Source organism: Ponticaulis profundi (genome assembly GCF_042659465.1).
GTDB lineage: Bacteria > Pseudomonadota > Alphaproteobacteria > Caulobacterales > Hyphomonadaceae > Ponticaulis > Ponticaulis profundi.
Genome location: NZ_JBHSSW010000001.1, coordinates 132,300 through 145,850, shown reverse-complemented (window position 1 = coordinate 145,850; position 13,551 = coordinate 132,300). Strand labels below are relative to the sequence as shown.

Here is a 13,551-nt window from a genome sequence, read left to right as displayed (position 1 = left end):
GCACATTCTCATTTGTTCATTGCGCGCGGCGCGCATGTCTGTGTGTTCTGCTGAAAGGGCGCTGAGGATTTGACGATCTCTGCCATCACGCGGCCCGCTCCACCGTTTGACCCGTGGCTTGAAATCTCGCGGAGGGCGCCATCGGGTTTGCGACGAGAGAGATCTCGACCAGCTCGACTTCGAGGAGATCGCGCCCGCCATCCGGGCGATAACGCCAACGCCTCGGGTGAAATCCGATGGACAGTCCATCAAGGCCCTGGCGAATGCTGTTTCGGGCGAGCTTTCCATAAGCGGTCGGCGCATCGACGAGACCGCGAACCGCAAGGCCGCGGGCGGTTTCCTGCAAATGCGTCCACTGACCGACAAGACGACCCGGCATGTGTCGCCAGAGCATTGGCACAGGGCCTGATCGTTTCAGGCTTTCGGCAAAGGCACCCGGCCGAACGCGATCACCAGAGCTGTCTGTCTCCAGAAAGACTGAGGCCATTCCTTCAATCAGCATGACGCACCTCGCGTGGGGCAAAGCCCGCAATTTCGCGCTTCTCATCCTCTGAAAGGAAATCTGCCGCAGAAAGCCGGCTCCATAGCGCCTCGCGCTCCGGGCCGAGCGCGGGCACGGCATCCAGATCGGCTTTCAGTCGGACCTCGCCGCGCACCGCGCCGCCCAGCCAGTCTTCCAGACCGCGCACGGTGCGCTGAACAAGCGGCAGGACCGTCAGACGCCAGAAAGCGAGATTGGCTTCGCGATAATTGGCATAGGTGTTGTCGCCAGGAATGCCGAGCAACATGGGCGGTACACCAAAGGCGAGCGCGATTTCGCGGGCCGATTCCCGGCGCGCTGCGATGAAGTCCATGTCCGTCGGCGTGAGGCCCATCGGCTTCCAGTCCAGCCCGCCTTCCAGCAGCAGCGGACGCCCGGCATTGCGCGCGCCAGAATGAGCGTCTTCCAGCTGAGACTTCAGCCGATCGAACTGATCAGGTGTCAGGTGATTGCCGTCGCGCCCATAGATGAGTGCGCCCGAAGGTCTGGCCGCATTGTCCATAAGGGCCTTGGCCCAGCTGGCACCTGCATTGTGGATTTCGACCGCGCGGCCAGCCGCCTGAAGCGGTGACATGGAAAGGCGCTCTGATCCGGGGTCCAGCGTGCGCAGGTGAAAGAGCGCGGACCATCCACGCGCATCGGGGCGAATGATACGGCGACCATTGGCCGTGCGAATGGCATATCCGGCACGCCCTTTCAGCACGTCAATCGCACCGACCGGAATACGCTGTAATCCCACCAGCGCGTCGTCACCGCGCCGGACCAGCTCGAGAAAGGCATTTCCGCTGACCTGCAGGTCTCCATAAATGGCTTCCAGCAAGGAGTGTCCGGTCTCACCGGCACTGGGGTTGGTCAAAAGCCGGATCAGCGTTTTGCCATCAGTGGCGTCATGTTCGCTCACCAGCCGGACGGGCACGCTCGCAGCCGTCTCAGCGATCATGCGGATACAACGATAGCTGATCGGGTTTTGCCGGAAGCCCGCTTCAAACAGGCGGCGCGGCGTGCCCGTCTCCCATTGCGCGTCCCCCAGCCCGGATAGGGCAATCAGGGCCTGCGCGCCGGATTTGGTGTCGTGTCGTTTCCAGAACATCTGTGTCCTCACATCAGCGCGATGCGCGGGTCGCGCGTTTTCAGAAGAAGTTGGGTGACGCCCCAGACGAGCGCATCAAGCCGGTTCGGGCTGGTCTTCGCCTCACCAAAGGCGATCATCTCGTCTTCCAGAGCTTTGAAATGGCCGACATGATGGATGCGACCGGCGCCATAAAGCGCAGCGACAGGACCGGCACGGCGGCGCTTGCTGACCCGTGCATGGATCAGTCGAATGGCACGCCCGGTTCCGGCCGCAGCAATCACGCTTCGCACCATTTCCCCGCCCTGATTGGCTTCGGCGATGATCTCATCTGCGCCCCAGACGTCGGCCAGGTCGGCGATACGCGCCGCCCAGACATCCGGGATCACGCCCTGAACCGTCTCATCAGCGAGCAGATAGGCATCACCGCCCGCACGCCCGACAGCGACAATGCCGCAAGCGTCTGACCTGGCATGCGCCATGGCAGGCGGGTCCACAGCGATGACGACAGCGTCGAGCTCCGGCATGGTCTGCACCCGCGCGGCATCGATCAGCGACAATCGGAACAGCGCATCTTCGCGCTCTTCGACCAGTTCGCCGTCCAGCTCCTGTCTGCCAAGGCTCGAATGCCCGTATTGGCGACGCATCGCCTCCAGAAAGTGGGGCGCGAGATTGGCCGCATTGGCCTCGCTCTTTGCGTGCGTCAGCGTGCAGCCCGGCTCCCGGACAAGACGTCGGATCAGCTTTGTGGTTCGCGGAGTCGTCGTTGCCACCACACGCGGCGTCTTACCAAGGCGAAGCCCGAATTGCAGCATGTTCCAGGTCGCTTCGGCACGGGACCACGCGCCCACTTCATCGACCCATGCGGTGTCGAATTGCGGCCCGCGCAAACGTTCAGGTTCTTCGGCCGAAAAGGCATAACCGACAGCGCCATTTGGCCAGCTCAGCCGCTGCCGGGATGGTTCATAGCTTGGCTGATCACAGGGCAGGCCAAGCGATAGCAGCCCGCTTTCACCGCCAATCATCACTTCTCGCACGTCGTTCATGGTTGCCCCCACAAGTGCGATGCGTCTGGCCCGGCCAGACTGAATTTCAGACAGAAGCCATTCGGCACCGGCGCGCGTCTTGCCCGCGCCCCGCCCGCCCATAAAGAGCCAGCTGCGCCAGTCGCCGGACGGTGGTAATTGATCCTGGCGGGCCCAGAACGCCCATAAATGCTGGAGCACATAGATGGCCGCATCACTCTGCGCCCTCACCCAGGCGGCCTGCACGGATGGTCTTCGAGATCCGACCCAGTCGGCGCAGGAGGTCAGCTCGCGCCGCCTCGATATCTTCTCTGGCAAGGAATACGCCTTCTCGCTGTTCGCTGGTCTGTGACGTTTCGAGCTTCACCTGCGCTTCCAGCGCGCGGATCAGCTGAAGCGTGGCCTTGCCGAGCGCCTCGGCCTCACGCATTCGCCCCTCCGCCAGCATGGTCTGCGCTTCGAGAATGTTATCGCGCAGCTCGGCCGTGAGCTTGCTCAGATCGCCCGCGCCCTGCGGCTCCGGGTGTATGGTTCTGGAAGAAGGTGTGCTCGTCATCATGTCGAGCATTATGCGGTCAGATCACCGAAGTAGGATTACTTTCCTAGATCCACTGCCCTTTGTCCGGCGGTAAAGCCCTGAACACGTTGACAATCACGCGGCGTCGGTGAGTAACTCATGCAATTCGGCGTTGTCGGCGACCGAGTGACAATGCAAAGGACGCCCAGATGCTTCGCCTTCACTTCCTCTTGCCCGGCCTTGCGCCCTTGCTCTTTGCCTGCGCGGCGGAAGACCCACCACAGATCGAAGCATCGCCAGCACCGGACATCAGCGAGGCAGTCGAACCGGAAACAGAAGCGGTCGACACATCAGGCCCGCTCATGACCCGCGCACAGATGGAAGGCCTTCTGCAGACCATCGACGTGCCCGGCATGGCCACAGCGACGATCACCAGCTGTGAGGTCACAGATGTGAGCACGGCGGGTCTCGCCATCGTGGAACCGGCAATGCCGGTCACGCCGGACACAGCGTTTGAAGCGGCGTCCCTATCAAAACCGGTTTTCGCATGGCTGGTCATGTCGCTCGTCGATGACAGCGTGATCGATCTTGATGAGCCTTTTGCGGAAACCTTTGAATATCCGCGCATTACGGATGCCGAAAACTACGCGAAGCTCACGCCGCGACTGGTGCTGACGCATCGCACAGGCTTGCCGAACTGGGTCGATGAAACAACCGATTTCTGGGACCGGACGGCCGAAATCCCTTTCAACACACCGCCTGGCGACGCCTTTTCCTATTCCGGTGAAGGCTTCCAGCTCCTGCAGATTTTCATTGAACAGAAGACCGGCAAACGTCTGCAACAGATCTTCGAAGAACGTCTCGGCGGGGTGATGGCGAACTCAACCTTCGCACAGCCTCTGCCAGACACGGTGATCGCTTCGCGCGGCTATGGCAGCGCCAGCGACGAAGAGAGCGGACGCGATATGGACAATCTGTATCCCCGTGCCGTTTCCGCCGGATCGCTCGTCACAACGCCCGGCGATCTTGGCGCGTTCCTCGCCATGGTCTGCCGCCGGGAGGGACTGAGCGCTGCGAGCTATGAAGATATGCTGACGCCGCAATCGCCTGCGCCTGGCGGGCCGGACATGCCTTCCTCCTCATGGTCGCTTGGCTGGATGAATGCCGATATGGGCGAGGTCACGTTCATTGGCCATAATGGCAATAATGACGAGTACAAATCCTTTGGCGGCTTTCTGAAGGAAACCGGTGACGGTCTGGTCATTCTTACAAATGGCGCGCGCGGTGACGAACTGATTGGCCAGATCATCGGCTACACCTCGCCTGAGTGACGCAAAGCGTGCGTCCTGCAGTTGGCGCACGGAACACTCATCGCTCATCCGGCGTTCCTCCTTCGATACCTCTCTCAGAAGATCGAAGAAGGAGCGATCCGTATGAAAACGTCACAGCTTTTATTCCCGGCGCTGTCTGGCCTGGCCCTGCTCGGTGCCTGCGCTGCAACACCTCCGCCGCCAATGGATTCCGCCTGCATGGCCGGTGGCTCGGTTGTCGATGCCGAAGTGCTCGGCTTTGAAGGAGATTCAGTCATCGTGATGGGCCCGGATGGACCCTACAATGTGTCCATGGCGTATCTGAACGAGATGCCACGTGTCAGTGACAAGCTGCGTATCACGCAGGAATATGTCGACAATACCTGCCAGCCCGTCGTCTATAATCCTGCGGGATATTAGAAGCGGGTAAACATCCGATATTCTCAGATTGCGCGCCGATCCGCCCTCTCATAAAAGACAGTCAGTCCAATGAGGGAGGATAATATGAGTGAAGAACAACAGGGTTTTGACACCCGTCAGATTCACGCAGGCGCGCAACCTGATCCGGCCACCGGCGCCCGTCAGGTGCCGATCTACCAGACCACGGCTTATCAGTTCCGCGATTCCGCACATGCCGCTGCTCTGTTTGGCCTGCAGGAAGTCGGCTTCATCTATTCCCGTCTGACAAACCCGACCATTGCCGCGCTGCAGGATCGCATTGCGCAGCTCGAAGGCGGCGCAGGCGCTGTCTGCTGTTCATCCGGACACGCTGCACAGATCATGGCGCTGTTCCCGCTGATGATGCCAGGCTGCAATATTGTGGCCTCCACGCGCCTTTATGGCGGTACGCTGACCCAGTTCACGCAGACCTTCAAGCGCTTTGGCTGGTCGGCCAAGCTGGTCGATTTCGATGACACCGACGCGGTCAAAGCGGCCATTGATGACAACACGCGCGCCATTTTCTGCGAAACAATCGCCAATCCGGGCGGATACATCACCGACCTTGATGCGATTGCCGCCATCGCAAATGACGCGGGCATTCCGCTGATCGTCGACAATACGACCGCAACGCCATATCTGTGCAATCCGATTGATCACGGCGCCACGCTGGTCGTTCATTCCCTGACAAAATACATGACCGGAAACGGCACGGTGACAGGCGGGGTCGTTGTCGACAGCGGCAAGTTCGACTGGTCTGCGTCCGACAAATTCCCGTCTCTTTCACAGCCAGAGCCTGCCTATCATGGCCTGAACTTCCACGAGACCTTCGGTCCGGCGGCCTTTACCTTCCACGGGATTGCCATTGGTCTTCGTGATCTTGGCATGACGATGAACCCGCAGGGCGCTCACTACACGCTTATGGGCATTGAGACGCTCTCTCTGCGCATGCAGAAACACGTTGCCAATGCGCAGGCGGTTGCCGAATGGGCTGCGAAGGATGACCGGATTTCAGAGGTCACCTATCCTGGGCTCACCGCCTCGCCTTATCATGACCGGATTTCCCGCATCGTGCCAAAAGGCGCAGGGGCCCTCTTCACCATCCGCCTGAAGGGTGGCTATGACGCGTGCGTCGCCAGTGTCTCCAACATGAAACTGTTCAGCCATGTCGCAAACCTTGGTGATGCGCGCTCGCTGGTCATTCACCCGGCTTCCACGACACATAGCCAGCTGACCGAAGACGAGCAGATCAAGTCTGGCGCCGCGCCGGATGTGCTGCGTCTGTCGATCGGCATTGAAGATGCAAAAGACATCATTGCTGACCTGGATCAGGCGTTGATCTGATCAAAGGCCAGATCTGACACAGCTGGCCACACCCTGACCGCCCGGCGCTGAAATATGGACATTTATCAACTGGACATGTTCAGCGCCGAACCGGTAAGGAATTTTAATTGCGATCGCCTAGTCTGACGCTTGCGATATCGCAGTTTCGAGAGATTGCCGCGCGGTTCTGGTCGCGGCCATCAGGGGTTTACGCTGTCAGATCATGACATATCGAGCTGATCTTGAGCATCAAAAATGGCGCCAGCGACGCAACTGGCGCCCGCTCATTCTGTCTGCTCTGCTTGTCATCCTGCTGGCCGGTGCCGGTTTTGGCCTGTTTGGCTGGAACTATCTTTTCAAGGGCATGCCGACCCTGCCGGACAAGGAAACGCTCTGGACGATGGGGCGGAGTTCGGCCATCGAGTTTCGCACCTCAGACAACAAGTTGTTGCTGCGTCGCGGCCCCTTTTATGGTCGCGCCGTCAGCGCACAGACTCTGCCGGACTATGTCGTAAACGCCTTTATCGCAGGCGAAGACAAGCGCTTTTACAAGCATGACGGCGTCGACACGATGGCGATTTTCCGGGCCATGTTTGCAAACTGGGAAGCTGGCTCCACCGTTCAGGGCGGCTCCACCCTCACCCAGCAAATCGTCAAGAACCTGCTGCTGACACCCGAACAGACACTTCGCCGGAAGGCTCAGGAAATGCGTCTGGCGCTGGAGATCGAAAAGCGCCTGTCCAAGGACGAAATCCTCGCCCTCTATCTTAACCGGATTTATCTCGGCAATCGCGCCTATGGCATTGATGGCGCCGCCCTTGCCTATTTCGACAAGCGCGCCACCGAGCTCACCTTGTCCGAGGCAAGCTTTCTCGCGGCCCTCCCCAAAGCACCGACACGGCTGAGCCAGGAAAACGACCTCTCGGCTGCGCGCACGCGCCAGAAATACGTGCTGGATCAGATGGTCAGCGCAGGCTTTGTGAGCGCCGAAGAGGCCGCAACGGCGTTCGAAACCGAGATCAGTTTCGTCGACTACAATCCGGAGGACCCGACACTTGGCTATGTCGCGGATTATGTCTCTGGTCAGCTCAAGACACTTCTGCCCAAAGTCCCGGACGACGCCATTGTCACGATCACGCTTTCGCCGGACCTCCAGAATATGGCGAGCGAAAAGCTGAATGCTGTGCTGGACGAAAAAGGCACCACGCTGAAAGCCCGAAATGGCGCCATCATGATCATCGACAAGTCCGGTCGCATTCGCGCCATGGTCGGTGGCCGTGATTATCAGACCAGCAAGTTCAATCGCGCGGTTCAGGCCATGCGCCAACCGGGCTCAGCCTTCAAAGCCTTTGTCTACGCCGCCGCCATGGAAGCGGGACTGACACCCGGCACGGTTCGCGTCGATGAAAAGACCTGGATCACCAAAGACTGGGCACCGCGGAATTATACAGGCCGCTATTATGGTCCGGTCATGCTGCAGGATGCGTTTGCGCATTCCCTGAATGTCATTGCAGCGAAGCTCACCCAGGAAGTCGGGCAGAACAAGGTGATCAGCACAGCGCACAAGCTGGGTCTTGGAACCGATCTCTTGTCTGTGCCATCCATTGCGCTCGGCTCTGACGAAACAACGCTTCTTGATCTCACCCGCGCCTATGGCGCGTTCGCGCTGAAGGGCAAACGGCTCGACCCGTATATCATCGAAAAGGTCGAGGATAGCCGCGGTGAAATCCACTATCAGCGCAAACCGTATCCGCCTGCGAGCGTCCTGACAGAGCGGGCTGCAGAGAATATGGACTTCCTGCTTCGCCGCGTAGTCTCGAATGGATCTGGCTGGCGTGCTCAGCTGGAAAACCATGTAACGGCCGGAAAGACAGGCACGTCTCAGAACTGGCGTGATGCCTGGTTCATTGGCTATGCAGGCAATTACATTACCGGTGTCTGGGTCGGCAATGATGACAACACCCATATGAACAAGGTGACCGGCGGCTCCCTGCCCGCCGAGATCTGGAAATCGGTCATGACCGAAGCCCTGAAAGACGTGCCCGCCGACACCGAAACGCCGAACACACAGATGGTGGTCGGAGAAATGGCCAGAGCCCGCGCAGATTTCTACAGTGAGCTATCCTCCGCTTTCGATGCCGCACAGCCGCGCCAGATGGCCGTGCTGCCGGGTGGTCGGGCCGCGCAATAGGCCGGCCCTTTGCGGCAGATCAGCCCATCGCCTGAACAAGGCTCGACCTGATTTCTCCAGCGCCATAGAAGAGACGAACGCACCAGCTATGGGAACGTGATATGCGGACTTTCGGAATCATCCTCGTCGTCATTCTCGGCCTGATCGGGCTTACCTTTGTCGCCGGACGCGGCGGACATGAAAGCTATGACTCGAAGACCTTCAAGCCTGGCCCGGTGATCGGCATGGTGAAAGGTCTCAGCGATGATGCGCTGGAAGGTCGCCAGACCGGCACAGAAGGCGCAAAACGCGCCCGTGAGATGATCATTTCGAGACTCCAGGCACTGGAGCTTCTGAAAGTCGGCAATTCCTACGCGCACCCTTATGAACTCGATCTTGAGGGGCAAACGGTTGAAGGGGTAAACCTGATCGGTGTGATCGGTGGCACGGCCAAAAGCCGGGACCGGATTGTCATCACAGCCCATTACGATCATCTGGGCACGAAAGATGGCGAGATTTATAATGGCGCTGATGACAATGCATCGGGCGTCGCCGGCCTTCTGGCGATTGCCGAACATTTCAAACGCCGGAAAAGCCCACCAAAGCACACATTGATGTTTGTGTTTTTTGACAACGAAGACGCCATGAAAGCTGGTTCAAAAGCCTTCATGGCTGAGCCGCCTCTGCCGCAGAAACAGCTCGCCTTCAACCTCAGCCTCGACCAGCTGGCGCGCGCTGAAGATGGAGTTTTCTGGACATCCGGCGCCGCATTGGCACCAACCCTGACACCCGTTATGGAACGCGTCTCAAAGGAGGCCCCGCTCGATCTGAAACAGCTCGCAGCGAACGGCAATGATCTTGCGAATGGTCTCGTTGAGGCAGACCTGCCATATATCGCACTGCGCGCGAGCGGAGCCGAGACAACACCCGACGCAACCGACACGTTCGATAACCTTCATCAGGACACCTTCCTGAAGTCTGTCGAAACCGCTGTTATGGTCGCGCAGGCCATCGACAATCAGTTGGAAGACCTGCTTGGCCTGCCACCGCTGCCCTCTCAGGAGGAATAGACGCTAGCCTTTGGGGTTCAACTCATCCTGTGAGCGGATTGCTTTCATGGCGCTTGCCTGCGCAATCAGTTTTCCGCGTTCATCGGTGTAATAGGCTTCAACAAAGCCGCTGGTCCGCCCCCGATTGATCAGCTTGCCCTCAACATGGATCAGCCCCTGCTGCATCGGTCGAAACATGCGCGTGGTGAGCTCCATTGTGGTGAACCATTCGCCATCATCCAGCGCACTTGCCATGGTGATGGAGACAATGTGATCGGACAAAGCGGCGATCCAGCCGCCAAACACGCGACCATCCCCGATATTGCGCTCTCCGGTATTGGGCCACTCATATCTGACATGGCCATAACTCGCCTCTTTCAGCCAAAGATGCGGCGCAATGCCGAGATTCTTCAGGCCCGGTGGCAGTTCCCAATCCCCTGACTGCAGGTTCGCAATGAATTGCGTCGCCTGAGCCGACATATCTTTTTTTGTCATACGCCAAAGATAGCGGGGTATCGTGAAGTCTGGCTAGCCCTTTCCGCGTCGCTCAGAAACATTTCCGACATGCCCTAAGGAGAGGGCTGATCAGAGGAAAACCACCAGATGCTGGGTCGCCTCATCTGTAAAACTCACGACCTGCGTGCTGCCAACGCCCAGCAGCAGCAAACCAACCTGCATGGAGCAGAAACCGGCAAGATCGACATTATCCGGCTCGATCTGCGTTTCGAACAAACGGCTGACGTCTTGAACCATGCGCCGGTTCGAGGTGATGGCGAGCTTGCTACCATTTTCCGTCCGCTCCAGACGCAGATGGACGTGATCATCAGCCTCCGCCATCATCAGGCATCCGGCAATCAGACGGAACAATCCGGCAGGCGTCAGCATGTCCGACCCGATCTGCGTATGCCAGCTTTCTTCCAGCTGGAGTTCAAAGTCGACGCCGCGGACTTCTGCAAAATTGCGCAGCTTCTGTTCCATACCCAACAGGCAAACCGACAATGGGACCCGGCTGGAACCGGTCAGGTCTGATTGCGCAAAAGATCGCAAATCATCCATCAGGTCATCGACAAAATCGAGCCGGAAGCGATCGTCTTCAGACAGGGAAGACCGAAACGAGCGCAGGGTTTCCTGCACGCATTTCATCGACAGATTCAGCCGGTCGAGATTGTGGTTTGGCAGGATCGAAGCCGGGAATTCGTCATCCGGCTCAAGCGGCGTTTGCAGCAGAGATGCTCGCTCTTCCAGCTCATCGCCCTGCCCCAGATTGTAGAAAATCTGTTTGAGCACTTCCGACGACACCGTCGCTTTCTCGATCAGCGCCTTGGCGCCCGCGCGCAACGCCCGGTTGCGCATATCTTCGGCATCATTTCCGGTAATGAAAACAATGGGTGCGTCTGTCATTTCACGGATGCGGCGAATGTCGTCTTCGAGCGATCTGGCATCAGGCCGGATGACATCCAGAAGCACGCAGTCGACGCCTTTTTCGGCCATTTGCTCACGTAATTCACCAAGAGACCGACTGACCCGAATATCGAGATCCTGAACCACTTTTGCCATCTGGGTCAGCAGGATTGCGTCGAGATTATCGTCCTCGACATAGTGAATATGCATGATTCCATCCCTTTTTGATTGAATCCATACCACACGTAATGCGTCCATTAAACATGATCAGTTCGATCAGAGATTGCCAGACACATCTGATGGAACCGTCAGCCTTTTTGTCGATCGTTGCAGCTTTGGGCAGAACGCCCGGTTTCCTGCTTCATTCAGGGCAAAGAAAAAGGGCTCCCCGAAACGGAGAGCCCTGAGTGGTTCTTAGGTTTTATCGTTGTCTGAGGTCATGACGCCTTTTTCAGGGATGACAGAAAGCTCTCCATCGCCTGGTTGATGTCGTTCAGGCGTGATGACGTTTCCTGCGCTGAACCGGCTGTCTGATTGGCAAGTGCATAGCTCTGATCTGCGATACCAAGCGTCATCTGCGCATTCTCTGCCATTTCGTGGACAGCGGTGCTGGAGTATTCTGCATTCTGTGCGATTTCAGACGATGCCGCTTCCTGCTGCTCAACAGCAGCGGAGATATGCGTGGCGCCTTCGGCAACTTCATTCACGCTGTTTCGAACTTCGCCAAGTGCCTGTGAGATCTGTTCAACGGTTCTCTGCAGGCTTTCGACATTGCCAGAAATGCCTTCCGTGGCATTGGCCGTGTCCTGAGCGAGTTTCTTGACTTCCTGGGCGACAATCGCAAAGCCGCGACCGGCCTCACCGGCACGCGCTGCCTCGATGGTTGCGTTCAGGGCCAGCAGGTTTGTCTGGCTCGCAATGCCATTAATCAGACCGGTGATCTGTGAAATCTGCTTGGTCACTTCCAGCAGCGTGTCATTGGTCGACATGACATTGTCGACATTGCTCGAGATCGCGTCGACATGGGTCTTGTTCTGGTTCATCCGGTCGGAAATGCTGCCAATCGTTGCCGACAATTCCTCTGCAGCGGCCGCAACCGATTCCACATTCGCCTTCACCTGATCCGGCGCCGCGTTGGAACTGGACAGAGCCTTGCGGACCTTTTCGGTCTCATTGCCGAGCTCCTTGGAATTTGCTTCGATGTCGGCGATGGCTGAGCGCATGTCATCAAATGATGTTTTCACCGTCGCCGTGAAATTCTCGGCCAGCGCTTCCCGTTCGCCAGCGGCTTTGTCATTCGCGTCGCGGAAGAAATAATACATGACCACAGCGGCATCGGTGAAGATCGAACGCAGCAGCAGACGCAGATACTGCGAGCGCTGATTGGCCATGTTTTTCGGCATCTGCTCGACAAAGGTATTTACCAGCGCAAAGCAATATTCGTGATAGCCGACCATATAATCGAAGAAGTCGATCTGGCTGGCGACATTCCTGGCGATCTGCTCCTGGCTTTTCAGATACTCGCTGTCGAACTGCCCTTGCAGAATGCGGTCGAATTTGAAGCCTTCCAGCTGTTCAACATCGGCCGGCAGCTTGTCCCAGTCAGCACCGATCGCATTTTTGTAAGTGTGGAGCATCATCGCTTCGAAATGCGGTTTCAGAACCTGCATCGTTGATTTGCCGAGTTCACGTTCCGAACCCGAATACGGCTTCATCTTCTCTTCGATCTTAAATGCCATGCTCATTCTAAACAGCCCTGCATATTGCGGAAATGGAATGGCTCCACTCCTAAGCGAGGATGGTTAATAAAGGGGGCGGGAGACGTAAGGAATTCAACGCTTTTGGCTCATGGAACCATAAGGCGACGCACGCGCTGATCTGACATGAAACTCAATCTGCTTCTCGGCGCGATTTTCGTACTCAGCGCCCTCTTCGCCATCTTTGCGCTCTTCATGTATGGCTCGATGATCGCCCTCGGGCTGATGGGCGTTGCAGCCCTGGCCCTGCTTGCCTGGCTTTTTGTCCGCAGGACACGCCGCGCCGCCGATCACGCCTTCAATGATCTGACATCATCGTCCGACTGACCGCTCATACGGCCCGCCATTTCCTGCTGCATTTGCACAATGCGCCCGCCTGCGTTAGGTTACGCGCGCGCACGAGCACCCACGCACTTCGGTGTGGCCTCGTAAATTCACCTTCAACGCAACAGGATATTTCATGACCGAAGTCACAAGCGGCGATACAGTCAGCATTCACTACACTGGTACGCTGAAAGACGGCACTGTCTTTGACTCCAGCAATGGTCGCGACCCGCTTGAATTCACCGTCGGTTCTGGACAGATCATTCCCGGCCTCGACAAAGCGATCCCAGGCATGACCATCGGCGACAAGAAAACCGTCGAAGTGCCATGTGACGAGGCTTATGGCCCGCATAACCCACAAGCTCAACAAGCTGTGCCACGTGCCGAAATCCCGGCTGATATTCCGCTGGAAATTGGCGGACAGCTTCAGGTTGGTACGCCACAAGGCCCGCTGATCGTTACGGTCGCAGAAGTCACGGACGAACAGGTTGTGCTCGATGCAAACCACCGTCTGGCTGGCGAAGATCTGATCTTCAACATCGAACTGGTTGAAATCAAAGCCGCTGCATAAGCGCTCTGACACACTGAACAAATGAAAAGGGCGGGATGAACTCCCGCCCTTTTTTT

General features: G+C 57.9%; 14 protein-coding genes. 7 read left to right on the top strand and 7 right to left on the bottom strand.

Annotation, left to right across the window (positions count from 1 at the left end; genetic code table 11):
• Positions 1-85: 85 nt before the first annotated feature.
• From ACFQDM_RS00715 to ACFQDM_RS00700, 4 genes are read right to left on the bottom strand one after another with little or no spacing between them, the layout of a single operon-like run.
• Complete coding sequence (locus tag ACFQDM_RS00715; protein WP_377374145.1) at positions 86-502, bottom strand: HK97 family phage prohead protease; 417 nt, start codon at positions 500-502, stop codon at positions 86-88.
• On the bottom strand, positions 492-1,631 hold the full coding sequence (locus ACFQDM_RS00710; protein WP_377374143.1) for a phage portal protein: 1,140 nt from the start codon (positions 1,629-1,631) through the stop codon (positions 492-494). The genes ACFQDM_RS00715 and ACFQDM_RS00710 overlap by 11 nt, the downstream gene beginning before the upstream one ends.
• Before the next feature lie 8 nt (positions 1,632-1,639).
• Entirely contained in the window at positions 1,640-2,881 is a 1,242-nt protein-coding gene (locus tag ACFQDM_RS00705; RefSeq protein WP_377374141.1) for a DNA-packaging protein, read from the bottom strand.
• Positions 2,850-3,191, bottom strand: a complete 342-nt coding sequence (locus tag ACFQDM_RS00700) for a hypothetical protein (RefSeq protein WP_377374139.1) — start codon at positions 3,189-3,191, stop codon at positions 2,850-2,852. The genes ACFQDM_RS00705 and ACFQDM_RS00700 overlap by 32 nt, the downstream gene beginning before the upstream one ends.
• Before the next feature lie 170 nt (positions 3,192-3,361).
• Here ACFQDM_RS00700 and ACFQDM_RS00695 point away from each other — a divergent pair, with 170 nt between their 5' ends.
• From ACFQDM_RS00695 to ACFQDM_RS00675, 5 genes are all read left to right on the top strand, one after another.
• A complete protein-coding gene (locus tag ACFQDM_RS00695) occupies positions 3,362-4,483 on the top strand; it encodes a serine hydrolase domain-containing protein (RefSeq protein WP_377374136.1) in 1,122 nt (373 codons plus the stop codon).
• 102 nt (positions 4,484-4,585) lie between these two features.
• Complete coding sequence (locus ACFQDM_RS00690) at positions 4,586-4,882, top strand: hypothetical protein (RefSeq protein WP_377374133.1); 297 nt, start codon at positions 4,586-4,588, stop codon at positions 4,880-4,882.
• Between the two features lie 84 nt (positions 4,883-4,966).
• A complete protein-coding gene (locus tag ACFQDM_RS00685) occupies positions 4,967-6,244 on the top strand; it encodes an O-acetylhomoserine aminocarboxypropyltransferase/cysteine synthase family protein (RefSeq protein ID WP_377374130.1) in 1,278 nt (425 codons plus the stop codon).
• Positions 6,245-6,446: 202 nt separating this feature from the next.
• Positions 6,447-8,414: a transglycosylase domain-containing protein gene (locus ACFQDM_RS00680; RefSeq protein ID WP_377374127.1), complete on the top strand. Its 1,968-nt coding sequence runs from the start codon at positions 6,447-6,449 to the stop codon at positions 8,412-8,414.
• Positions 8,415-8,515: 101 nt separating this feature from the next.
• Positions 8,516-9,463, top strand: a complete 948-nt coding sequence (locus tag ACFQDM_RS00675) for a M20/M25/M40 family metallo-hydrolase (RefSeq protein ID WP_377374124.1) — start codon at positions 8,516-8,518, stop codon at positions 9,461-9,463.
• 3 nt (positions 9,464-9,466) lie between these two features.
• Here ACFQDM_RS00675 and ACFQDM_RS00670 read toward each other — a convergent pair whose 3' ends face one another.
• From ACFQDM_RS00670 to ACFQDM_RS00660, 3 genes are all read right to left on the bottom strand, one after another.
• A complete protein-coding gene (locus ACFQDM_RS00670) occupies positions 9,467-9,937 on the bottom strand; it encodes a PaaI family thioesterase (protein ID WP_377374121.1) in 471 nt (156 codons plus the stop codon).
• 90 nt (positions 9,938-10,027) lie between these two features.
• On the bottom strand, positions 10,028-11,053 hold the full coding sequence (locus ACFQDM_RS00665) for a response regulator (RefSeq protein WP_377374118.1): 1,026 nt from the start codon (positions 11,051-11,053) through the stop codon (positions 10,028-10,030).
• 227 nt (positions 11,054-11,280) lie between these two features.
• Positions 11,281-12,588, bottom strand: a complete 1,308-nt coding sequence (locus ACFQDM_RS00660) for a methyl-accepting chemotaxis protein (protein WP_377374115.1) — start codon at positions 12,586-12,588, stop codon at positions 11,281-11,283.
• 138 nt (positions 12,589-12,726) lie between these two features.
• On the opposite strand from ACFQDM_RS00660, the gene ACFQDM_RS00655 reads away from it, so the two are divergent.
• Together ACFQDM_RS00655 and ACFQDM_RS00650 are read left to right on the top strand one after the other, a co-directional pair.
• Entirely contained in the window at positions 12,727-12,927 is a 201-nt protein-coding gene (locus tag ACFQDM_RS00655) for a hypothetical protein (RefSeq protein ID WP_377374114.1), read from the top strand.
• A gap of 133 nt (positions 12,928-13,060) precedes the next feature.
• Positions 13,061-13,495 carry an FKBP-type peptidyl-prolyl cis-trans isomerase gene (locus tag ACFQDM_RS00650; protein WP_377374111.1) on the top strand — a complete coding sequence of 145 codons (435 nt, stop codon included), beginning with the start codon at positions 13,061-13,063 and terminating at the stop codon, positions 13,493-13,495.
• Positions 13,496-13,551 lie beyond the last annotated feature (56 nt).

Bases quoted from the DNA above. Each gene is read 5' to 3' on its own strand.
- ACFQDM_RS00715 (WP_377374145.1), bottom strand. From the start codon at position 502: ATGCTGATTGAAGGAATGGCCTCAGTCTTTCTGGAGACAGACAGCTCT.
- ACFQDM_RS00710 (WP_377374143.1), bottom strand. From the start codon at position 1,631: ATGTTCTGGAAACGACACGACACCAAATCCGGCGCGCAGGCCCTGATT.
- ACFQDM_RS00700 (WP_377374139.1), bottom strand. From the start codon at position 3,191: ATGACGAGCACACCTTCTTCCAGAACCATACACCCGGAGCCGCAGGGC.
- ACFQDM_RS00695 (WP_377374136.1), top strand. From the start codon at position 3,362: ATGCTTCGCCTTCACTTCCTCTTGCCCGGCCTTGCGCCCTTGCTCTTT.
- ACFQDM_RS00690 (WP_377374133.1), top strand. From the start codon at position 4,586: ATGAAAACGTCACAGCTTTTATTCCCGGCGCTGTCTGGCCTGGCCCTG.
- ACFQDM_RS00685 (WP_377374130.1), top strand. From the start codon at position 4,967: ATGAGTGAAGAACAACAGGGTTTTGACACCCGTCAGATTCACGCAGGC.
- ACFQDM_RS00680 (WP_377374127.1), top strand. From the start codon at position 6,447: ATGACATATCGAGCTGATCTTGAGCATCAAAAATGGCGCCAGCGACGC.
- ACFQDM_RS00675 (WP_377374124.1), top strand. From the start codon at position 8,516: ATGCGGACTTTCGGAATCATCCTCGTCGTCATTCTCGGCCTGATCGGG.
- ACFQDM_RS00670 (WP_377374121.1), bottom strand. From the start codon at position 9,937: ATGACAAAAAAAGATATGTCGGCTCAGGCGACGCAATTCATTGCGAAC.
- ACFQDM_RS00665 (WP_377374118.1), bottom strand. From the start codon at position 11,053: ATGCATATTCACTATGTCGAGGACGATAATCTCGACGCAATCCTGCTG.
- ACFQDM_RS00660 (WP_377374115.1), bottom strand. From the start codon at position 12,588: ATGAGCATGGCATTTAAGATCGAAGAGAAGATGAAGCCGTATTCGGGT.
- ACFQDM_RS00655 (WP_377374114.1), top strand. From the start codon at position 12,727: ATGAAACTCAATCTGCTTCTCGGCGCGATTTTCGTACTCAGCGCCCTC.
- ACFQDM_RS00650 (WP_377374111.1), top strand. From the start codon at position 13,061: ATGACCGAAGTCACAAGCGGCGATACAGTCAGCATTCACTACACTGGT.